Origin of the sequence: Agarivorans sp. DSG3-1, from assembly GCF_046774965.1 — a bacterium.
Lineage (GTDB): Bacteria > Pseudomonadota > Gammaproteobacteria > Enterobacterales > Celerinatantimonadaceae > Agarivorans.
In genome coordinates this window covers 4,110,397-4,131,085 of sequence record NZ_CP177241.1, presented here as the reverse complement: position 1 = coordinate 4,131,085, position 20,689 = coordinate 4,110,397, and the positions used below count along the sequence as shown (strand labels likewise).

Here is a 20,689-nt window from a genome sequence, read left to right as displayed (position 1 = left end):
TTAAATGATAATCGGAATAGTACCAGCACGTTCAGGTTCTAAAGGATTCAAAAATAAAAATATCTCCAAGATAAAAGGAGTAACATTACTCGAATTGGCTGTGGATGTTGGTTTAGGTTCTGAACTGTTATCTAATGTATTTGTTTCAACGGACAGCGTTGAATATGAAGCAATTGCATTAAATCGCGGCGCAAAGAGCTTAGGCATAAGACCTAAGTATCTAGCAAGTGATTGTTCTAAAACCATAGATGTTGTTTTAGATTTAATTAGTAAGCCAACTTTCAGAAACGTTACTCATATCGTATTGTTACAACCTACATCCCCGGTAAGAGATAGTAAGTTGGTTGATGAATGTATCGATTTGGCTTTGAAATCTAATGAGTCTGTGGTCACTGTTGCCCAAATAGAAGACCCTCATCCTTATAAGGTGAAAAAAATAACAAATGGCGTGCTTGTTCCCTTTATAGATAACAGTGATTCCGAAACACCTAGGCAACAGTTTTTACCTGCTTACGAGTTAACTGGAGCTGTATACGTTTCAAGCGTTGAGAATATTTTGATGAATAAGAGTTTTTTCTCTGATGGCACTAAATCTATAAAGCATGATTTGTTTGTTAATATTGATAGTGAGCAAGACTTTTTTTTCTTTGAGTTTATGGTTAATAAAGGGCTTGTTGAGTTATAAGTATGAAGTATGTAGATTTTTTGTTTTTAATCGAACACGATGACCGAGAAAGTAATACGGTTAAAGAATTGTGTAAGTCTTTAGAAGATAAGGGTTACACTTACCAGATGTTATCAATAGAGTTTCATTCGCATTATTTGTTATTCTTAAAGGCTGGTTGTGTAATATTCCCTTACTCCATAGACTCATCTCGTTGGCCATTGAGTTACTTTACCGGCAAGCGCTTTAAGCATACTAAATTTGTTTCTTTAAATTGGGAGCAGTTGTTAAGTGATGCAAATAAAGCGTTTAAGGCCCCTAAAGGGGAGTTTATTCAGCAATATATAAACCACCTCTGTTGGTCCGATGATTTTCAGAGTTTCCTATTGTCGTCTGGCGTGAAAAAGAAAAATACCCGAGTGATTGGTAATCCTAATCACGCTATTCTTTTGGGCTATATGCGACAAAAAGATTTAGAAAAGGTTAATTTAAGAAAAATTTCTGGAATCCCAGACTCTGCTGAGTTAGTTTTCTTTCCAATGAATTATGGATGGGCTTTCTCTAGTGACAAGTTAATAAAAAAGAAGATCGAAATGGGCTATGATAAAAACATAGCTTGGGATTATCGAGATTACTCTTTAGCTTGTCTTTACAAATTTGTATTTTTCTCTAGAGATATCGCTAATGCGGATAAAAATCGATATTTGGTGATTAGGCCTCACCCGTCAATTTCTATAGAACAATATATAGATGTATTTACGAGTAAGATCGGAAAAATTCCTGATAACATTATCTTTTCGAAAGACTATTCTGTACGAGAATGGATTTCGTCTGCCGATATTGTCGGTAGCTCTTGGAGCACCTCTGTTTGGGATTCTGCTGCTGTGGGAAAAAAAGCCTTTTTGTTTACGCCTCTACCTAGACCTAGTTGGTTAGAAACTTATTGGAACTCCCTTGTGCCAAATATTAGCAAACCAAAGGATTTCGCTTTGGTTGAGCAGTTCGATTCACAAGAGTTAGTTATACAGACTGATATGATCGAGAGAATAGCTCATTGGATTATTAACCTTCCCGAGGGTAATCCTGTACAGTGTAGCACTATAGTTCCTTTCAGAACTTGTTTTTATTTCGTCCGTTCTTTCTTTCGTTGTTTTTCAGTGGAATTTTTAAACTCATCATTCATTAGGAAAGGACTGTTGCGAGACTACTTTAGGTTTTCATCCAGGACCAATAAGTAAGCTAGAATGAAACGTACTCCATATAAATTTAATTTTATCTCATCGCTGTATTATTTAACATTCTTTTCAATAATGTTCAGAAATACCATTTCAACAACATTAGGTGGAGCTGTAGGTAGTTTTTCATTGGCTTTGCTTTTTTTGAATGTACCGTTGCTAGTTTATGTGGCAGGAAGGCGTAGTGTAAACTGGATCGATGTTTTATTCTTTTTTTATATTTTTTATTTGACTTTCCTGGTTTTGGTGTTTGAGTTAACCGCGTCATTTGGGTCTGGTTTTACAGCGTTAATAGGCTTCTCAAACTTAGCATGTATTTTTTTATTTTGGTTCGTGTATTTTAATTTTTACTCTTCAGAAAGGAATGCGGAAAAAGTTATAATGCTTTTTGTTACAGTAGGCTTTATAAATGCTATAGGTGCAGCTATACAGTTTTACATTTCACCTAGCCTCTTTGGATTAATAAGTAATGGAGTATATGCTGACTCAGAAGTTCTTGAGAATGTAAATGTTACAAGGAGAGCTATCTCCTTTATAGCATCCCCACAATCGTTATCTCTTTATCTGGCATTTTCCTTATGCCTGAGTACTGGTTGTAAGTTGGGTGCTTGGAAAGGGGGAGTGGTTAGATCTGTACTGCTGTTCGCTGGTTTTCTAACCGTTAGCAAAGCGTTTTTCGTTTTTGTTTTTGTCTTTGTTTTATTTAATTATCTAACAGTACGATATATCGGTTTTTTGATTCTCTTGTTATTGGCTTTCTTCATTGGGGTATACTCTTTCCAGGAACACCTAGCCAGAGTCGTTCAAATAGTTTACTTCCTCAATAATATAGACGATTATTCAGCTTACAGAATTTGGGAAGATTCTTTAAATTATGCTCTAAGCTTTCCTGGTCTTTTTATAGGCCATGGGATTGGCGTTTTTTCCAGAGGGGCTCAGCAAATTGGGGGTTATGTCATATTGCATGGCTCTACTGAGAGTTTCTTTCTTCAGTTATTAGTTGAAACTGGTTTGTTGGGAACCTCTATCTTTATTATGTTAATGTTAATCTCAGCATTCCGGTTGTATTTTATGAACAGAGTTGTTTTTTCTTGCCTAATCGGTTTTAGTGCTATTAGCATATTTACTCCGGCCGTATATGGGTTCTCCACTGGTCTCGGGTTCTATTTCTGTATAGTTTGGGGCTTGCTTGGACGAAAGGGACTTAAAGTAATAAGGCCAATTCGTGTTAGTTTATGATTGCTTCATTCTATTTTTGGGTTACATACTAGTTGAGAGGTATGCTTTTGTTTCAGGCTAAATCTATAGCATTTATTATGTGCGTATATGGAGGTGATTCTCCGTCTCATTTCAGAGATGCCTTGGCTTCTATTCATTCTTTAAAAACAGAATCTAACTTCCATGTTAGAATATTTTTGCACGTTGATGGTACCATTTCGAGTGAATTGGAAACTGTTATTTTGGAATTTGACTTATACAAAATAGTGAGAAGCCCAAAAAACGTAGGTTTGGCAGTTGGATTGAACTTATTAATCAAATTACTTACTAATGAGAAATACATTTTTAGAATGGATGCTGATGACCTGTGTCGGAAAGATAGATTGTCAGAGCAAATCTCTTTTCTTGATTTAAATGATACTGTAGATTTCGTTGGTGGTGGGATTGCTGAATTTAACGGCTGTCCTAGTAATGTAGTTGCCTATAGAAATTACCCAGAAAATGCAAAAGAGATATCAGCTAATCTGAGCAAATCATCTCCTTTTGCTCACGTAACGGTTTGTTTTAGAGGTGGTTTTTTTGAACGCTTCGGGCTTTACCCTATTGAATACCCATTAAACGAAGATGTAGCATTCTGGTTAGAATGTTTAAAGCAAGGTGCCGTAGGAGCAAATCTTCAGTCTATACTCGTTGATGTTCGAATGGATAATGCATACAGTCGAAGAACTTACAAAAAAGCGTTTGTAGAGTTTAAGGTCTACCTTAATGCTGCAAAATGGCTGCGTAGTGGATATGTTTATCCTTTTTTGCGCCTCGTTTTCAGGTTGCTACCTTCTAATATAGTTAGGTTTATTTACAACTCTTCAATTAGACGCTTTTTTCTTGAGAAAAAGCTTTGATTTATTACGTCGCTTGACGCATCGCTCTGTATTGGTAATATGACCCAGTCATCCTTATTGTAAGCGACTATTGTAGAAAACCTGATTAAGTTATAATTATTACGTCTACTTTTAGTGCTTTAAATGTGGGTATTACTTTATTCAAAATCTGTCGTCTCAGGTTTAGGTTTGTTATTATTCGGCGAAGTATATTCCTCCCAATTTGTTGTACTGTAATATAAGTAGCGGGTTGTAAATGAAAATTGCGATAGCAGGTACAGGTTATGTTGGCTTATCAAACGCCATGTTGATAGCACAACACCATCAGGTTGTGGCGGTAGATATTGTGCCTGAAAAAATTACTTTGCTCAACAATAAGCAGTCTCCTATTGTTGATACGGATATTGAAGATTTCCTAGCAAATAAAACTATCGATTTCACCGCCACGCTAGATAAGCAACAGGCTTACGCGGGTGCAGATTACGTGATTGTTTCTACACCAACGGACTATGACCCCGAGACTAACTACTTCAACACTAAATCGGTTGAAGCGGTAATTAACGACGTATTAGAAATAAATCCATCAGCGGTAATGGTGATTAAGTCTACCGTGCCTGTGGGTTATACCAAGTCGGTACGGGAGAAGTTTGGTGTTGATAACATTGTCTTCTCACCTGAGTTTTTGCGAGAGGGTAGAGCGTTACATGACAATCTGTATCCTTCCCGTATTGTGGTGGGAGAGGAATCAGAGCGGGCCCAAATCTTTGCTGATTTGTTGGTAGAGGGTGCAATAAAAGAAGATATCGATGTACTGCTTACTGATTCAACAGAAGCAGAAGCCATTAAGTTATTTGCTAATACCTATTTGGCGCTTCGTGTGGCTTACTTTAACGAGCTTGATACTTACGCTGAAACTCATGGTTTAGATAGCCGTCACATCATCGAGGGAGTAGGTTTAGACCCGCGCATTGGCAGTCATTACAATAATCCTTCATTTGGTTATGGTGGTTATTGCCTACCCAAAGATACTAAGCAGTTGTTGGCGAACTACAAAGACGTACCAAATAATATTATTGGAGCTATTGTAGATGCGAATACAACGCGTAAAGACTTTATAGCTGATTCGATTGTAAGCAGAAACCCTAAGCGTGTCGGGGTATATCGCCTTATCATGAAATCAGGTTCAGATAACTTCCGTGCTTCGAGCGTTCAAGGCATCATGAAGCGTATAAAAGCTAAAGGCATAGAGGTCGTGATTTATGAGCCAGTGCTGGAAGAGGATGAATTCTATCATTCTAAGGTGATGCGTAACTTAGAGGAGTTTAAACAAAGCTGCGACGTTATTATCGCCAACCGAATGGTAGACGATATCAAAGATGTTGCAGATAAGGTTTATACTCGGGATTTGTTCGGCAGTGATTAGGGCCTAGCTTGTTGCCCGTTTTTTAAAAGCCAAGATGCAAATCTTGGCTTTTTTGTTCAAAAAATCTGCTCACAGCTTCGAGGGCTCGAGTTTTAATTACGTAAATTTATTAGGAGTTGTTATGGCCAATACAGCAGCGGCTTTACACATATTGGTAAAGCATAAAGAGCAAGCTGAAGATATTATTCGTCAGCTTAAAAAAGGGGCTAAATTTCAAACCTTAGCTAAAAAGCATTCTAGCTGCCCGTCAGGAAAGAAAGGCGGTGACTTAGGAGAGTTTCGCCGCGGGCAAATGGTACCTCAGTTTGATAAGGTATGCTTTGGTGGCGAAATGCTGGTACCGCATTTGGTAAAAACTAAGTTTGGTTGGCATGTGGTTAAAGTGCTTTATAGAACTTGAGCTAGAAGAATGTCAATGGAACTAGTCAATGCTTGCTAGAGTGGATAGCAAATGGTTCGCTCAAACAAGCATTGGTAGCGTTAATAAGTTAAGAGCAAGAGGTGGGTAATTGGTGCTCTTCTCTAATCGCTTTTAATTTGTCTAGCCCTTCAGCAAGTTCAGATTGTGCTTCAAGCACATTACTTACTTCTTTATCTAGTTTGATGATGTCTGCGTAGCTAGCATTCAACTTCTCTACTTCACCTGTTTCTGCGTAGGTGAGTGCTTGCCCCCAAATACTGGCTTCTTTGTGGTTTGGGTTGGTTGAGCTAAACGCTATGTTTGCATTGCTCAAGGCGCTTGAATAGTCACATTGAGCCAAGGCTACAATTCCATCTACCGCAGGCTCGCCGATTAATGCGACTAGCTGCTCCTTAGACGGTAAGGCTTTACTGTCGGATTGTGAAGGTGTTGTTGCTTCTGAGTTACTAGCACTTTCTTTGGAGTCTTGGACCGCCCCAACTACAGCGCCAGATGCTGCTCCTACCGCTGCCCCTCTAGCTGCTGATTCTAGCGGGTCTCCTCCCCAAATTAGTCCTGATACCAAGCCGCCTGCCGCACCTGCTAGTGCGCCTGTGCCAGCGCCTTCGGCTGTGTTTGCGCAACCTAGCATGTTATACGAGCTTATGATTAAGCTACTAGTAAGTATCAATTTACTAAGAGAAAACTTGGTCTTCGCATTTGTGATCATCGATCTTCCTTGTATTTAGTTACTCCTCGTTTATTTATACAATAAATGGCGGCAATAGCGAGCTTTCTCTTTCGAGTGCTAGTTGTTATTACCCGTATTCAACCCTGATTATTATGGTTGTATTGAATAGTATCATCGGTTGTTCAATTTCGACTTAGCAAAAACCTAGAGTTTAATCCATGACGCTTTTAAGGGTTTAGCTTACCTACATCACGGCTTTAAACATTTAGTATTAGCTTGGTTACCAAGTCATTGGGCAAAAATGTAAATGGTGATAATGTATAAACAATTGTTCATTTAGTTGTACAGAAGTATTAGTGAAAGACTAAACGGAAATTAGTTTTTGCTAACATCTCTCGTTAGCGCTGTTTTACGGAAGTTTTACGTGTTTAAAAAGCTCATGTTGGCAGGTTTATTGTTATCTGCGGTGTCCTTGTTGGGTAAAACCTTGGCATTCTTTAGGGATGTATTGTTTGCTCGAGAGCTTGGCTTTAATAACCAATTAGACAATTACTTAATGCTTTTTACCTTAGTGATGTTTTTGATCAGCATTGTTACTGGTGCACTAAATAGTGTATTTGCCTCTTACATACGCCGACATTCTCTTTCTTTTCACTCTTTTTACAAGCAATTCTCAGCCTTAGTCTGCTTACTTGTTTTGGTGTTTTCCATTTGTTGCCTGTATGTGTTACCAATCGCTTTCTCTATATTAAGTAACGCTTCTATATTTGTTGTTTTTTGTTTTGTTGGTGTGACAGCCGCAGGGCTTTACCAGGCCCCACTAGTTGCCTTACTTATAGCAAAGAAGCAACAGGTATTCTTAAGCGTTAGCCAATTAGTGTTGCCAGCAATGGGCGTGGTTACCGTTCTATCGTTAACTATTGTGCAGTTACCGATTACTGTAGTCGACCTTACGTTGGCGCTATTGTTTGCCTATGTCATTCATTTTGTCTTGTTGTTTGCGCGTTCCCGAAGGTTTTTATCTGATCTTACTGTTAGTGAGCGTGACTCTGGTGAATCATTAAAAGTCAGTCATAAACCCTTATTCAAAGAGTTTGGGTGGATAGTGGTGAGCTCTAGTTTATTGGCAACCTTACCCATAGTTGATTTAGCTTTTGCTAGCCAATTAGGGGATGGGAGCGTCAGTATCTTAAGTAATGGCTATAAGTTTGTCACCGTTGCACAGAGCGTATTGGCTATGAGCTTAGGCAGTTTACTTATTCCATACATGGCTGAATGGGCTGATGATTTAGCATTATTGCGCCAACGTTTAATAAAAGCCTTAGGCGTGGCGGGGGGCTTAGGTGCAGCTGTTGGTCTTTTTCTTTACGTAGTAATGCCTTTTGCTGTTTCAATTATGTTTAATGGCAGTGAGGTTACTGGTTTTCAGTCAGCAGAGCTTAGTGAAGTAGGGCAAGCTTATACTTTACTTGTCCCTTTCTATCTAGTGGGAATGGTTCTTTCTCGTTGTGTGGTTAGTCTCGGGAAAGCAAAATTGATGTTAACGATTAATGGTGTGGCCTTTATATTAAATATTGTAATGGATTACTTGATGAGTAGTTGGTTTGGTCTAATTGGAATTGCTTTTACTACGTCAATTATTTATTTGATTTCAGTGCTTATGTTGTTTTGGGTGTTGCGTTCGGTATTTGTTAACTCAAGCGGTTTAACCTTGAGGAAACAACATGATTAAGTTGGCTATTTTAGTCCCTGGTTTAGCTCAGGGTGGTGCGGAGCGAATAGCTTGTGAACTTGCCTCTAAGTTGGTTACCGATGAAAGCCAAGTGAGCTTGGTGACTTTATTTAAAGGCTCACCTGTATTCGATGTTAATCCAAAGCTAACTATGCATTCTCTTCGGCATCGTCAACAGTTTCATTTTAAAGGCGCTGGTGTATTAGAAAACCTGTTAACAATAAAAGCCATTAAACGCTATGTAGGTAAACATAAAGTTAAACGCTTAATGGTATTTACTCACCGTTTAGCTTGTTTGGCGTTTATTGCTACTAGAGGAACGAATACAGAAGTATATTGCGGAGAAGTGAGTAACCCTCTCATCGAACGACATGGGCAGCTTTGGCAAAAGCTCATTCGCTATTGTTATGCTCGTTTCGACCAGGTGGTTCTGCAAACGCAAACTATTGCTGACGCCTTGAACAGTTGGCGGTTAACCCCTTATCAAGTTATAGGCAACAGTACGTCTATTGCTCTTGGTGAAGCCGATACGCGAGTGCTGCCATATAATCAGCGGCTAGTTTTTGTTGGTAGATTAACGCCAGAAAAAGGCCTACAAGATACTTTACATGCTTTGGCTTCTTTACCTCGCTCGAAGCGCTGGCGTTTTGAGATTTATGGCGATGGGGAATTCAAGTTAGCGTTGGCCGAGCTTATAAAGGAGCTCGGCCTTCAAGATTCCGTCTATTTGATGGGAGCAACCAATCAAGTTAAACAAGTACTCGCTCAGGGCGGGGTATTTGTAATGAGCTCTTACCGAGAGGGCTTTCCTGTGGCTATTCTGGAAGCACAAGCAATAGGTTTGGCTGTAGTTAGTTATAAAACCCAGTTTGGCCCTGAAGACATTATTCAACATGAACAAACAGGCTTACTAGTGCCTCTTAAAGATACTACTGCTTTAGCTAAGGCTTTAGAGCACGTAATAGATGCACCTAGTGAGCAAATCGTTGATTGGGGGAAGGCTGCTTCAGTAAGAGCCAATACTGCGTATCACCCAGACATCATTTATTTTAAATGGCGTGAGTTGCTGCTATCTGGGTTAGATTCTTGAGTTTTAGCAAGTTACTTCAAATGCTAACAATACTCGTTGTTGCCATGCATTTATCCGCTTTAGATTTATATCTTACACGAATGATACCTGGCTTTTCTTACGTTGCTTTGCTTGGGATTATTGGTTTATCGATTCTGCATGCTTTGCTAGCAAAGCGCTTTCAGCTATACCCCAACACACAATGGTTGCTGTTAAGCATGTTATTGGTAAACAGCTGTTATGGATTGTCATTTATCGTTAGCCCACCAGTGAATCTTTCGAATGCGGCATTTCCGTGGTTCCACTTAATGTGGCTAATTATTTTGTTTAGTTGGTTTGGCGAGGTGTCGCTAAATACTGTTCAACGTTGCTGCTGGTTAGGTCTAGGATTTATTACCTTGTCAGTTTGGGGAGACGTAGCGCAGCCGGGATTGTTCTCAAATTTAGATTATCGAGCTGCCGGTTTTGCCGGAGATGCTAATGATGGCGCTAGAGCTGTCGTATTTTCACTTGCCGGAGTATTGCTCTGTAGAGATAGCCGTTCTGGTTTACGGTGGTTTGAATCGGCTGCCGTATTGTTCACTTTATTCACCGTACTCGCTACTGCTTCAAGAAGTGGATTGTTATTGTATTTATTGGTGATTATGGGCTTTTACTCAATGATTTCATTTCGAGCAAAACTAGCCTTTGTAATGTCTGGTTTATTATTTGTGTTAGTGGCTTGGCAGTTTAGTTTAAGTGACAATATTAATTCGCGCGCGTTAGACCGCTTATCACCGTCAAGTCAAAAAGAGCTGGTAGGTAAAGACTCGTCGCGCTTAGATGTAGTGTTTGAGTATTTAGAGATTATAGCCACTAACCCTTTAGGAATTGGTCGAGAAGGGAACGCCGAGCGCGAGGTTAATGCGCACAATACGCTGCTAAACATCGGTGCCGAAGCCGGATTAATAGCGGCTTTAGGCCTCTTAATGGTACTTGGTTGTCTTGCAAGCCTCACTCGCATATTTCCATTGAGCTTGTGGGGGAGCCTTATGCTGGTAAACATCGGCGTTGTGTTTTCTACGTCGAACGTTTGGTATAGCCGAAGCTGGTTAATGTTTATCGCAATAATGGTAGCAGCAGTGATTCACCAAACGAATAACAACAGACGGATGAACTGAGAGTGAGCAAAGATAGCCAATTACCCTGTGACATATTAATTTTCAGCTCTAGCTTTAACCAAGGCGGAGCCGAACGCTTGGCTGTTACCTTAGCAAATCTGTTGGTTAAACGGTGGCAAGTTCAGTTGCTGTCTATTAGTGATGATGGACCTTTTAAACAAGAGCTTTCAGATGATGTTGATAGAATTAATTTGAATAAGGCGTCTTCTTTGGTTGCGATACCAAGTTTGGTTAAGCATTTGAAAGTGATACGTCCCAAGGTGGTATTTTGTTCTCAAAGCCATTTGGCTTTTTGTATGGTTTCGGCTATTCGCTTAAGTGGTATCGAATGCAGTTTGGTAGCTAGAGAGGCTTCGTGCCCTTCGGTTAATTTAGCTGGTATTAAATCATCGCTCGTTCGCAGCTGGGTGAAGTGGAGCGGGGCATTTGCCTATAAACGAGCTGATCTATTAGTGGCACCCGCAAGGTATGTGGCTGACGATGTACAACAGTATTTTGGAATTACTGCCGATATTAAGATCGTGGCCAATCCTTTAGATGGAAGTTTTATACAAGGGCTGTCACTTCAACCTTGTGAGCATGCTTGGGTAAAAGACGCTAAGGGCTATATTTTGGCGGTTGGCCGGCTAGTTCCTGAAAAAGACTACAGTACTTTGCTCAAAGCCCTTGCGTTAAGCCAGCAATATCAAACAATTAGATTGATCATTTTGGGGGAAGGCCCACTAAGAGGTGAGCTAGAAGCTCAAGCTAAGCAATTAGGGGTAGAGGACTTGGTATCGTTGGTGGGTTTTGTCAGTAATCCCTTTGTGTACATGAAACATTGTAAAGCGTTTGTACTGAGTTCTTTTGTTGAGGGCATGCCAAACGCATTGCTGCAAGCGCAGTACTTGGGGGCTGATTGTATTTCAAGTGATTGCCCTGGAGGGGCGGGAGAGCTGCTACCTAAGCAAAACTATTTTACTGTAGGTGATGCAACAGCGTTGGCTAAATTGATCGTTAACCCTCCAAGCTCAAGTCAACGACATCGCTCTAATGCTAGCGATTTTGAATCCTTATTTGAGGAATTACTTTGAAGATTGTTCATTTAACCACAAACTTTGCTCTCACTGGAGGCGCTGAGCGGATGCTGGCGAATCTAGTCAATAACTTACCACAGCATCAGCATATTATTATTGCTTTGATGAGTGTGTCTGAGCAAAACAAAGCGCTCATTAAAGACCATTCTCAAGTGGAATTTATTAGCCTAAACGCCCGTGGGCCTTTAGGGATGTTATTTAGTCTATTCAAGTTGTCGGGCTTGTTAAAAAATAGAACCGTATCGTTGATTCAATGTTGGATGTATCACGCTAATGCGATAGGTGGTTTATATAAATACTTGTCTCAGGTAAGTACCCCATTGTACTTCGGTATCCATCACTCTTTAGATAAACTAGAGGATGAAAAGCGCAGCACGCGTTTGGCGCTTTGGCTAGGTAAGTTAACTCAAGGTAAAGCAAACAAAATACTATGTTGCAGTCAGCGCAGTGTTAGTCAGCATATTAACTATGGTTATTCAGCTGAAAAGCTACAGTTTATTGCTAATGGCTATGATTTTTCTGCTGCTAGCGTAAAGCCACAGTCAAAAGAAGTGTTGAATATTGGTACTGCAGGCCGTTGGCATCCTGCTAAAGACTACCCCAATTTTTTTGCTGCAGTCGCGCCGTTGCTTGATAAGTATCCATCATTAACATTACGCGTGGCGGGTAGGGATATGACCACTGCCAACGTAAGCTTAATGGGTCTTCTTAATGACCTTGATATTCCCTTGGCGCGTGTAGCGTTACTGGGTGAACTTAACGATATCGCAAGCTTTTATCGAAGTTTAGATTTATTTGTTTTGCCATCAAAAACTGAAGGTTTTCCTAATGTCGTTGTTGAAGCGATGAGCCAATGCTTGCCGTGTATCACCACAGATGTAGGGGATGCGGCGTTTATTCTTAATCATGCTGAATGGGTGGTAAAACCGCAGCAATCTATTTTATTAAGCGAGGCTGTTTCGATGATGTTAGCCTGCCCTCAAGAAGAGCGGCAAACCATTGCTAATAGTAATTATCAACGGGTGACAAAGGAGTTTGATATTGCGGATATAAGCCAGCAGTATTTAGATGTTTATCAGCAAGGAGGCTGTTAAAAAGTATGCGAGTATTAGTTATCGCCAGTTTTGCTGATTCGATCATCGGATTTCGTGGTGACCTGTTAAAGGCGATGAAAGACCAAGGGAAAGATGTGCATGTGGCTGCGCCAGATTACACCGAGGAGCAAAAGCATGCTTTACAAGACCTAGGTGTTACTCCCCATAGTTTTGCTCTTCAACGCACCGGCTTAAATCCAGTAAAGGATACTAAAAGCCTTATTTCGCTTTATCAGCTGATTAAACAAGTCAAACCAGAGCAAACCCTTGCCTATACCATTAAACCAGTTATCTATGGGGCAATTGCTGCACGTTTGGCCGGTGTTAAGAATGTCTACTCAATGATTACTGGCTTGGGTTACGTGTTTACCCAACAGTTAACCGCAAAGCAAAAGCTCTTACATCAGATTGTGTGTGTTTTATACAAAGTAGGCTTAGGGTTTTCTAAAGGTGTTTTTTTTCAAAACCCTGATGATGCTGAATTATTCATTAGCAAAAGCTTGGTAGCTAAGAGCAAAGCAACCTTGATAAATGGTTCGGGTATTAACCTGCAGCGTTTTCCAGAGCTCGCTTTGCCAGAAATGGCTTCAAATAAACCAGATCTTCATTTTTTACTGATTGCTCGTTTACTAAAAGACAAAGGGGTATTGGAGTACGCCGAGGCGGCAAAGCAGTTAAAAGCGCAAGGTTATTCTTGTGTGTTTCATTTGGCCGGATGGATAGACGATAACCCAAGCGCTATATCGCAACAGGACTTAGACTCTTGGATAGATCAAGAATTGATTGAATATCATGGGCGAGTGAGCGATGTAATAGGCCTCATTCAACAATGCCATGTATATGTATTACCTTCATATCGAGAAGGTACGCCTAGAACGGTACTCGAAGCGATGAGCTGTGCGAGAGCGATTGTTACTACAGATGCACCGGGGTGCAGGGAAACAGTAGTGAACAACCAGAATGGTTACTTAATTAAGCCCAAAAGCGCGGATTCATTAACTACCGCGCTTAAAAGGTACCTTGAACAACCTGAATTGGTAAAGCAGCATGGTTTAGCGAGCAGGCAATATGCCGAGCAACGCTATGACGTTAACCGAGTAAACCAGCGAATATTGAATGTGATGAATGGAGTTGATTGATTTGTTTAGGGATAAAGCATTTTATTTTTGTGAGCGCTTACTTGCCGCCGTTGCGTTGGTGGTACTAGCGCCCTTATTGCTCGTTTTATGTTTAGTTGTTGCTATTAAGCTCGGGCGACCGGTATTTTTTACCCAGTTACGCCCAGGGCTTCAAGGTAACGCTTTTAAAATGATTAAGTTTAGAAGTATGCGAGATGACAAAGATGCCAATGGCCAACTGTTGTCAGATGCAGAACGTTTAGGAGCGTTTGGCAAAATACTTAGGGCAAGTAGTGCTGATGAACTGCCAGAACTTTGGAATATTGTAAAAGGCGAGATGAGCTTCGTTGGCCCCCGGCCATTGCTTATGGAGTATTTGCCGCTTTATTCAGATGAGCAAGCAAAGCGACACAATGTGAAGCCAGGAATAACCGGTTGGGCACAAATCAATGGGCGTAATGCCTTAAGTTGGCAGCAAAAATTTGAGCTGGACGTTTGGTATGTTAATAATCGCTCCCTTATGTTGGATATCAAAATACTGATACTTACCGTGAAAAAGGTGTTTGTGAAAGACGGTGTGAGCGCAGAAGGCGAGGCAACCATGAGCAAATTTACTGGGAACAGTGAATCATGAAATTAGCTATTTATGGAGCCGGGGGACACGCCAAAGTTGTTGTGGAGTTAGCTAAGCAGTTGGGATATCGAACTATTTGTTTGTTTGATGAGCGATGGAAAAAACTTGAACCTTTAGAAGGGTGCGAAGTTATTGGTGGCTGGCAAGCAATGTTAGACTATTTATCGTCAACTGAAAGCTGCAGTGCTCACGTTGCTATTGGCCACAATATTACGCGATTAGACCGCTTAAAAACGTTACAACAATTGGAGGTTCGCTTACCTGTTTTAGTGCACCCAAGAGCCTACGTATGTAGTTCAGCTCAGTTGGGGGATGGAAGTGTTGTAATGGCAAATTCAACGATCAGTGTAGGATGTGAGATTGGATTAGGAAATATCATAAATCATAATAGCTCCATTGATCATGACGTAATTTTAGCCGATGGCGTACATATAGCACCTGGTTGTAACCTTGCTGGTGAGGTAAGGGTGGGTTGTGCCACAATGGTTGGAATCGGCAGTTCCGTTATACAGCAAATTGTCATTAAAGATCGAGCTATCATAGGGGCTGGCTCGGTAGTGGTGAAAGATGTGAAGCCTGCTGAAAAAGTGTACGGAAACCCTGCCAAAACACACTAATTACTTAGTCCAAAGTTGTAGCTTGTCTATTTTTAACGCATTATAGAGCTGCAAATTTAAAGGATTAAAAATAGTAAAAGATATGCAAGATTTCCCCCCTTGGCCCAGCTTTACAGAGCAAGAAGCCCAAGCTGTAAGTAAGGTTCTATTATCTAATAAAGTTAACTATTGGACAGGAGAACAAGGCAAACACTTTGAGCAAGAGTTTTCAGAGTGGGCTGGAGTTGAGCATGCCATTGCCGTTGCCAACGGTACCCTAGCTTTAGAACTCGCATTAAGGGCTTTGAACATTGGCGAAGGCGATGAAGTTATTGTTACCTCGCGCACTTTTATAGCATCAGCCAGTTGTATCGTTAATGTGGGGGCTACCCCGGTATTTGCTGATGTCGATCTAGACAGTCAAAATGTTACCGCTAGCAGTATCTCAAATGTGATTTCAGGCAAAACCAAAGCCATTATTTGTGTGCATTTGGTGGGCTGGCCCTGCGAGATGGACCAGATAAACACACTAGCAAAAAAGCAGGGCTTATTTGTTATTGAGGATTGCGCTCAAGCACATGGCGCGCTTTATAAAGGCAAATCTGTTGGCAGCTTAGGTGATATAGCAGCATGGTCATTTTGCCAAGACAAAATTATGACTACTGGTGGTGAAGGAGGCATGGTGACGACTAATAGCCGAGCACTCTGGAACAAAATGTGGTCATACAAAGACCATGGAAAATCCTATGACACGGTGTTTAATAAACAACACCCACCAGGTTTTAGATGGTTACATGAAAGCATCGGCAGCAATTGGCGCATGACCGAAATGCAAGCTGCCATTGGCCGTATTCAATTACAGCGTATGCCTAGTTGGCAACAACAACGTGAGGCGAACGCTACGCTATTATCTAGCTGCTTGCGTGAATTCTCTTTTATCCGAATCCCTCAAGTGCCTGATTATATACAACATGCTTATTATAAATTTTATGTATTTATTGAAGTAGAAAAGTTAAATGGAATAACTAGAGATCAATTAATAAGCTGTTTAAATGAAGTGGGCGTGCCTTGTATGCAAGGCACTTGCAGTGAGGTTTACCTTGAGAAAGCATTTGATGGTTTAGATGTTTTGCCTAGCAAGCCCCTAGAAAACGCAAAACAGTTAGCGGCTAACTCATTGATGTTTATGGTTCACCCTACTATTACTCGTGAGGATATGCTCGCGGTGTGCAAAAAGATAACGCTAGGTTTACAAGGCTTGCTTGGCCAATAACTGCTAGCGCAAATATGATCTAAAAGGAATTTAGATGTTACCTCAGTTAAATGCGATGAGTTGGTTTGAATTACCGACTCGAAGACAAAAAATCGCTATAGTTTTTGGCTTAGACTTACTCTTTCTAAGTTTGGCTTTCTGGGGCGCATTGTGGGTGCGTTTTGAGTCTGCTCATTATTTTTATGACGTACCTACATGGGTAACATTCGTATCGGTGATCGTTACTACCCTTGCTGGATTTTGGTATTTTGGTTTATATAGGGCTGTACTGCGCTACATAAATGAAAAAAACCTGCAGGCGATTTTATTTAGTTTTGCGATTGCCACCTTGCTAATGATTGTCACTTCTTTTTATTTACAAGCCGTTATTCCAAGAACCGCGCCATTTATTTATCTAGCCTTTGGAGTGATATTTTGTGGCGGTACGCGTTTCGCTATTCGCTTTATGTTTGTTTGGTTGGAAAATGCCACTAAGCAGAACGTGATTATTTTTGGTGCTGGGGATAGCGGGCGCCAACTACTTCAAGCTATTGGCCAAGGCGATGATTTTCAAGCGGTAGCGTTTATTGATGATAAAGAAGAACTACGTAACTCATTGATTCATGGTTTAACCGTATACCAACCTAAGCAGTTGCCAATGCTTATTCGTCGCTTTCACGCCACCAAAGTACTTTTAGCTATTCCTAATGCTGGTACCAAACGCCGTGCAGAGGTACTAACAGCACTGGCGGATTTGAATACCGAAGTACTAACAGTCCCTCGGCTTAATGACTTAGTCACCGGTGATGCAAAAGTTGATCAGATAAAAGAAGTGGATGTTGAGGATTTGCTCGGCCGGGAGTCTGTAACACCAAACGCGCACTTAATGGAAAGTTCTATCCGCAACAAAACGGTGCTGGTGAGCGGTGCTGGTGGCTCTATCGGCTCAGAACTATGTCGTCAGATCCTACAATTTAGACCCGCTCGCTTATTGTTAGTAGAGCGTTCAGAAGTCGCTTTGTATCAAATTGAACGAGAGCTTAAGGAGATGCGTGAAGCACTGGCTTTAAATATCGATTTAGTCCCATTGATGATTTCGGTACAGCACCTACCACGTTTGAGCGCAATGATGGACGCCAGTAATGTTGATACTGTTTATCATGCCGCAGCTTATAAACATGTTCCTTTGGTGGAGCAAAATGTGGTTGAGGGGGTATGTAACAATGTATTCGGTTCATACAATATTGCACAGGCAGCAATAAAAGCTAAGGTCAAAACCTTTGTATTGGTGTCTACTGATAAGGCAGTGCGCCCAACTAATGTAATGGGGGCAACCAAGCGCTTGGCTGAACTGGTTATGCAAAGCTTAGCCGAGCAGCAATCTGGCACTACCATAAGTATGGTTCGCTTCGGCAATGTGCTTGGTTCTTCAGGTTCGGTTATCCCATTATTCAAGGATCAAATTCGCAAAGGTGAAGCTCTAACAATTACTCATCCAGACATTATTCGTTACTTTATGACGATTCCTGAAGCGGCTCAGTTGGTTATTCAGGCCGGTTCAATGGCCAATGGTGGTGAGGTATTTGTGCTTGATATGGGTGAGCCAGTAAAAATAGCTGAATTAGCGAAACGCATGGTTCATTTGTCAGGCTTGGAAGTTCGTGACGATGAAAACCCCGATGGAGATATTGAGCTTCAATACACCGGCTTAAGACCTGGCGAAAAGCTATATGAAGAGTTACTGGTAGGGGACGATGAACGCCCAACAGATCATCCTAGGATCCTTACCGCCAATGAGAGCTTTATGCCATGGGACGAATTGATGGCGTTATTTGATGAGCTCAATGATGCCTGTGAAGCCATGGATAAAGATGCCGTTATAGCCTTACTTAAACAGGCACCGTTAGCTTATTGTCAGGAACAAGTTAAGCCTCAATTAAAAGCGGTTTCTTAGTAACGATTTATGACAACACTGACTCTTATTCGTGGTTTACCCGGTAGCGGAAAATCTACCTTGGCAGCAACTATTGATGCGGTGCTATTAGAAGCAGACATGTATTTTGTTAACAAGCATGGCGAGTATCTATATCAAGCGGAGCAAATTGCTCAAGCCCATCAATGGTGCCAGCGAGAAACTGAGCGAGAGTTAGCCCTAGGAAATGATGTTGTCGTCGCAAATACCTTTGTTCAGCAATGGGAAATGCAAAGCTATCGAGATTTAGCTATAAAATACCAAGCAGAGTTAAAGATACTAGTTTGCAAAGGTGAGTATCAAAATGTGCATGGAGTGAATGAGCGAGTGATTGAGGCTATGCGCAAGAAGTGGCAAGACTAAAGTTTATGACGGTACATTATCAATAAAAAAGGCGCTTCAAGCGCCTTTTTTATTGATTGCAGGGGGGGGGATTTAGGCAATCCGTTTTTCTGCGTACATCGCACTGATTTGTTCTGCAAAGCGGCTTTCAATTACCGCTCTGCGTAGTTTCAGTGTTGGTGTTAGTTCGCCTTGTTTCATGCAGAACTCTCTAGGCAGCAAGGTAAACTGTTTTACTTGTTCAAATCGAGCTAGATTAGTTTGCACTTGTTTTAGCCTTGCTTGTATTAGCTGCTTAATTTCAGCGTTTTCTAACAATTCATTGCGGTGCTGCCACTTAATACCTAGCTGTTTGGCATGTAGTTCTAGCGCTTCAAAAGCGGGAACAATTAAGGCCGATACAAAGTGGCGAGCATCAGCAATAATAGCGACTTGTTCAAATAAGGGCTCGCGAATTAATGCGCCTTCAACCCTTTGCGGGGCAATGTATTTTCCGCCAGAGGTTTTCATTAACTCTTTAATGCGCTCGGTAAGTACTAGGTTACCTTCAGCATCTAAATTCCCTGCATCACCCGTATGTAACCAGCCGTCGATAATGGTTTCTGCGGTGGCTTGTGGCTTATTAAAGTAGCCGCGCATTACCGTGTCGCCTTTGACTAGAATCTCTCCTTGCTCGGAAATTTTTATCTGCAAGGCCTCTAGGGGTTGGCCAATGGTGCTAATGCTTTTCTGTGTTTCGCTATAACAAGAAACAGTGGCGGTAGACTCGGTCATTCCATAGCCGTAATTAATTGGCACATTCAAACTTTGGAAGAAACGGTTTATGTCATCTGCCAGTCTAGCGCCAGAGCAGGGCAGTAGGCGTGCAGGGCCAAAGATGGCTCGAAGTTTTGACAGTACTAACTTGTTGGCTAAACGATAACGTATGTTTAACCATACAGAAGGCTGCACTTGTTGTTGCTTAGCGACTAGCCGAAGTTCAGCTACTTTTAAAGCCCAATGAAACAGTTTCTGTTTAGTGGCTGAAGCAGTAGCAACTTTTTGCAAAATAGCTGCATGAATTTTTTCGTATAAGCGAGGTACGCTACACATTAAGGTTGGCTGGCTGCGTGGCAAGGCTTCTTGAATCAGCGCGGGGTCTTCCAAATATACGTTGGTTGCACCACGATACAGTACGTAATAAGTCCAAGCGCGTTCAAATACATGACTCAAAGGTAGAAAACTGAGAGAGACATCGTCGCTGTTTACACTTAAACGTTGGTCGTGCATAGCAAATGCTGCAGCAAAGTTAGCATGATCCAGTATTACACCCTTAGGTTCACCGGTGGTGCCTGAGGTATATATAAGCGTGGCTAAGTCGTCCATTTTTAGGTTTTGTTGGCGCTGCTCTAGTTCACCTGCGTCAACTGTTTCTCCTAAGGCCAGCAATTGCGGCAAGCTCATTACGTTTTCTTGTTGAGCATGCTCGCTTTCTTCAAAACAGATTAAGGTTTCTATTTGGCCACTTTTCAGTAGTTCTAAACCTATTTCTACTTGCTCAGCTTGACCAACAAACAAAATCTTGCAGCCAGCGTCTTTTAGAATGTACTGGCTTTGATCCAGGGTATTAGTAGGGTAGATAGGCACCACACAACCTCTAGCAGCCAAAATACCCAGGTCAGTTATGGTCCACTCAGGCATATTGGGTGACATAATTGCCACACATTGCTCTTCCTGGTGACCTAAACCAATTAAACCTTTTGCGACTAGCGTCCATTGCTGAGAAAAATCTGTCCATGTAAAGCACTGCCAAGCTTGGTTGCGCCAAATTTTTAGCGCTACATTCTGAGCTTGCTGCTTAACTTGTTCGCTAAGCAAGGTAACGATGTGCTGCATGTATTTTACCTTTAAACGGATGAGGGCGAGATGCCACAATAAGGCGGCTATTTTAGGCAGTTTTACTTGGGCGAACAAGTGTAAGCTCAACATAATTGAAATTATATTTTGCTTTATTCTGACTCTGTGAATATAAAGCCTGTTAACTGCTAATAACTCATTGAAGTTACACTGCTTTATATGGATTTATTGATTAATGATGAACGAATATGAATGACGAGCTACATAAAACAGGACTGAACCCTATAAGATAAGGTAAA

At 41.1% G+C, this 20,689-nt stretch carries 19 protein-coding genes; 17 read left to right on the top strand and 2 right to left on the bottom strand.

Features of this window, described 5'->3' with window-relative positions; all coding sequences use genetic code 11:
• The first annotated feature begins 4 nt into the window (after window positions 1–4).
• From ACLD71_RS19155 to ppiC, 6 genes are all read left to right on the top strand, one after another.
• A complete protein-coding gene (locus ACLD71_RS19155; protein ID WP_411991685.1) occupies window positions 5–685 on the top strand; it encodes a cytidylyltransferase domain-containing protein in 681 nt (226 codons plus the stop codon).
• Window positions 686–687: 2 nt separating this feature from the next.
• Complete coding sequence (locus tag ACLD71_RS19150; protein ID WP_303553002.1) at window positions 688–1,902, top strand: hypothetical protein; 1,215 nt, start codon at window positions 688–690, stop codon at window positions 1,900–1,902.
• A gap of 6 nt (window positions 1,903–1,908) precedes the next feature.
• Window positions 1,909–3,138 (top strand): hypothetical protein, encoded by a 1,230-nt coding sequence (locus ACLD71_RS19145; RefSeq protein WP_411991684.1) that lies wholly within the window; start codon window positions 1,909–1,911, stop codon window positions 3,136–3,138.
• Window positions 3,139–3,185: 47 nt separating this feature from the next.
• Window positions 3,186–4,016, top strand: a complete 831-nt coding sequence (locus tag ACLD71_RS19140; RefSeq protein WP_411991683.1) for a glycosyltransferase — start codon at window positions 3,186–3,188, stop codon at window positions 4,014–4,016.
• A gap of 235 nt (window positions 4,017–4,251) precedes the next feature.
• Window positions 4,252–5,418: a nucleotide sugar dehydrogenase gene (locus ACLD71_RS19135; protein ID WP_411991682.1), complete on the top strand. Its 1,167-nt coding sequence runs from the start codon at window positions 4,252–4,254 to the stop codon at window positions 5,416–5,418.
• Between the two features lie 121 nt (window positions 5,419–5,539).
• Window positions 5,540–5,818, top strand: a complete 279-nt coding sequence (gene ppiC / locus ACLD71_RS19130; RefSeq protein ID WP_303514443.1) for a peptidylprolyl isomerase PpiC — start codon at window positions 5,540–5,542, stop codon at window positions 5,816–5,818.
• An 88-nt stretch (window positions 5,819–5,906) separates the two neighbouring features.
• Here the strand turns inward: ppiC and ACLD71_RS19125 are convergent, their stop codons facing one another.
• Window positions 5,907–6,548, bottom strand: coding sequence for a glycine zipper family protein (locus tag ACLD71_RS19125; protein ID WP_411991681.1), 642 nt, complete (start codon window positions 6,546–6,548; stop codon window positions 5,907–5,909).
• A gap of 385 nt (window positions 6,549–6,933) precedes the next feature.
• On the opposite strand from ACLD71_RS19125, the gene ACLD71_RS19120 reads away from it, so the two are divergent.
• From ACLD71_RS19120 to ACLD71_RS19070, 11 genes are all read left to right on the top strand, one after another.
• A complete protein-coding gene (locus ACLD71_RS19120; protein WP_411991680.1) occupies window positions 6,934–8,241 on the top strand; it encodes a lipid II flippase MurJ in 1,308 nt (435 codons plus the stop codon).
• Window positions 8,234–9,331, top strand: a complete 1,098-nt coding sequence (locus tag ACLD71_RS19115) for a glycosyltransferase (protein WP_411991679.1) — start codon at window positions 8,234–8,236, stop codon at window positions 9,329–9,331. Before ACLD71_RS19120 ends, ACLD71_RS19115 begins: the two co-directional genes overlap by 8 nt.
• A gap of 20 nt (window positions 9,332–9,351) precedes the next feature.
• A complete protein-coding gene (locus ACLD71_RS19110) occupies window positions 9,352–10,470 on the top strand; it encodes an O-antigen ligase family protein (RefSeq protein ID WP_411991678.1) in 1,119 nt (372 codons plus the stop codon).
• A 2-nt stretch (window positions 10,471–10,472) separates the two neighbouring features.
• Window positions 10,473–11,543, top strand: a complete 1,071-nt coding sequence (locus ACLD71_RS19105; protein WP_411991677.1) for a glycosyltransferase — start codon at window positions 10,473–10,475, stop codon at window positions 11,541–11,543.
• Window positions 11,540–12,640 carry a glycosyltransferase gene (locus ACLD71_RS19100; RefSeq protein ID WP_411991676.1) on the top strand — a complete coding sequence of 367 codons (1,101 nt, stop codon included), beginning with the start codon at window positions 11,540–11,542 and terminating at the stop codon, window positions 12,638–12,640. Before ACLD71_RS19105 ends, ACLD71_RS19100 begins: the two co-directional genes overlap by 4 nt.
• A 5-nt stretch (window positions 12,641–12,645) precedes the next feature.
• Complete coding sequence (locus ACLD71_RS19095; RefSeq protein WP_411991675.1) at window positions 12,646–13,779, top strand: glycosyltransferase family 4 protein; 1,134 nt, start codon at window positions 12,646–12,648, stop codon at window positions 13,777–13,779.
• Window positions 13,766–14,392 (top strand): sugar transferase, encoded by a 627-nt coding sequence (locus ACLD71_RS19090; RefSeq protein ID WP_411991674.1) that lies wholly within the window; start codon window positions 13,766–13,768, stop codon window positions 14,390–14,392. The genes ACLD71_RS19095 and ACLD71_RS19090 overlap by 14 nt, the downstream gene beginning before the upstream one ends.
• Window positions 14,389–15,009: an acetyltransferase gene (locus ACLD71_RS19085; protein WP_411991673.1), complete on the top strand. Its 621-nt coding sequence runs from the start codon at window positions 14,389–14,391 to the stop codon at window positions 15,007–15,009. Before ACLD71_RS19090 ends, ACLD71_RS19085 begins: the two co-directional genes overlap by 4 nt.
• Before the next feature lie 82 nt (window positions 15,010–15,091).
• On the top strand, window positions 15,092–16,261 hold the full coding sequence (locus ACLD71_RS19080) for a DegT/DnrJ/EryC1/StrS family aminotransferase (RefSeq protein ID WP_411991672.1): 1,170 nt from the start codon (window positions 15,092–15,094) through the stop codon (window positions 16,259–16,261).
• Between the two features lie 34 nt (window positions 16,262–16,295).
• Entirely contained in the window at window positions 16,296–18,194 is a 1,899-nt protein-coding gene (locus ACLD71_RS19075; protein WP_411991671.1) for a polysaccharide biosynthesis protein, read from the top strand.
• Between the two features lie 9 nt (window positions 18,195–18,203).
• Window positions 18,204–18,575: an AAA family ATPase gene (locus tag ACLD71_RS19070; protein ID WP_411991670.1), complete on the top strand. Its 372-nt coding sequence runs from the start codon at window positions 18,204–18,206 to the stop codon at window positions 18,573–18,575.
• 72 nt (window positions 18,576–18,647) lie between these two features.
• Here the strand turns inward: ACLD71_RS19070 and ACLD71_RS19065 are convergent, their stop codons facing one another.
• Window positions 18,648–20,429, bottom strand: coding sequence for an AMP-dependent synthetase/ligase (locus ACLD71_RS19065; protein WP_411991669.1), 1,782 nt, complete (start codon window positions 20,427–20,429; stop codon window positions 18,648–18,650).
• Window positions 20,430–20,689: the final 260 nt, after the last annotated feature.

What these genes read in the sequence shown, in the direction of transcription:
- ACLD71_RS19155 (WP_411991685.1), top strand. Translation starts at nt 5, where the DNA reads ATGATAATCGGAATAGTACCAGCACGTTCAGGTTCTAAAGGATTCAAA.
- ACLD71_RS19150 (WP_303553002.1), top strand. Translation starts at nt 688, where the DNA reads ATGAAGTATGTAGATTTTTTGTTTTTAATCGAACACGATGACCGAGAA.
- ACLD71_RS19145 (WP_411991684.1), top strand. Translation starts at nt 1,909, where the DNA reads ATGAAACGTACTCCATATAAATTTAATTTTATCTCATCGCTGTATTAT.
- ACLD71_RS19135 (WP_411991682.1), top strand. Translation starts at nt 4,252, where the DNA reads ATGAAAATTGCGATAGCAGGTACAGGTTATGTTGGCTTATCAAACGCC.
- ppiC (WP_303514443.1), top strand. Translation starts at nt 5,540, where the DNA reads ATGGCCAATACAGCAGCGGCTTTACACATATTGGTAAAGCATAAAGAG.
- ACLD71_RS19125 (WP_411991681.1), bottom strand. Translation starts at nt 6,548, where the DNA reads ATGATCACAAATGCGAAGACCAAGTTTTCTCTTAGTAAATTGATACTT.
- ACLD71_RS19115 (WP_411991679.1), top strand. Translation starts at nt 8,234, where the DNA reads ATGATTAAGTTGGCTATTTTAGTCCCTGGTTTAGCTCAGGGTGGTGCG.
- ACLD71_RS19110 (WP_411991678.1), top strand. Translation starts at nt 9,352, where the DNA reads ATGCTAACAATACTCGTTGTTGCCATGCATTTATCCGCTTTAGATTTA.
- ACLD71_RS19095 (WP_411991675.1), top strand. Translation starts at nt 12,646, where the DNA reads ATGCGAGTATTAGTTATCGCCAGTTTTGCTGATTCGATCATCGGATTT.
- ACLD71_RS19090 (WP_411991674.1), top strand. Translation starts at nt 13,766, where the DNA reads ATGGAGTTGATTGATTTGTTTAGGGATAAAGCATTTTATTTTTGTGAG.
- ACLD71_RS19085 (WP_411991673.1), top strand. Translation starts at nt 14,389, where the DNA reads ATGAAATTAGCTATTTATGGAGCCGGGGGACACGCCAAAGTTGTTGTG.
- ACLD71_RS19080 (WP_411991672.1), top strand. Translation starts at nt 15,092, where the DNA reads ATGCAAGATTTCCCCCCTTGGCCCAGCTTTACAGAGCAAGAAGCCCAA.
- ACLD71_RS19075 (WP_411991671.1), top strand. Translation starts at nt 16,296, where the DNA reads ATGTTACCTCAGTTAAATGCGATGAGTTGGTTTGAATTACCGACTCGA.
- ACLD71_RS19070 (WP_411991670.1), top strand. Translation starts at nt 18,204, where the DNA reads ATGACAACACTGACTCTTATTCGTGGTTTACCCGGTAGCGGAAAATCT.
- ACLD71_RS19065 (WP_411991669.1), bottom strand. Translation starts at nt 20,429, where the DNA reads ATGCAGCACATCGTTACCTTGCTTAGCGAACAAGTTAAGCAGCAAGCT.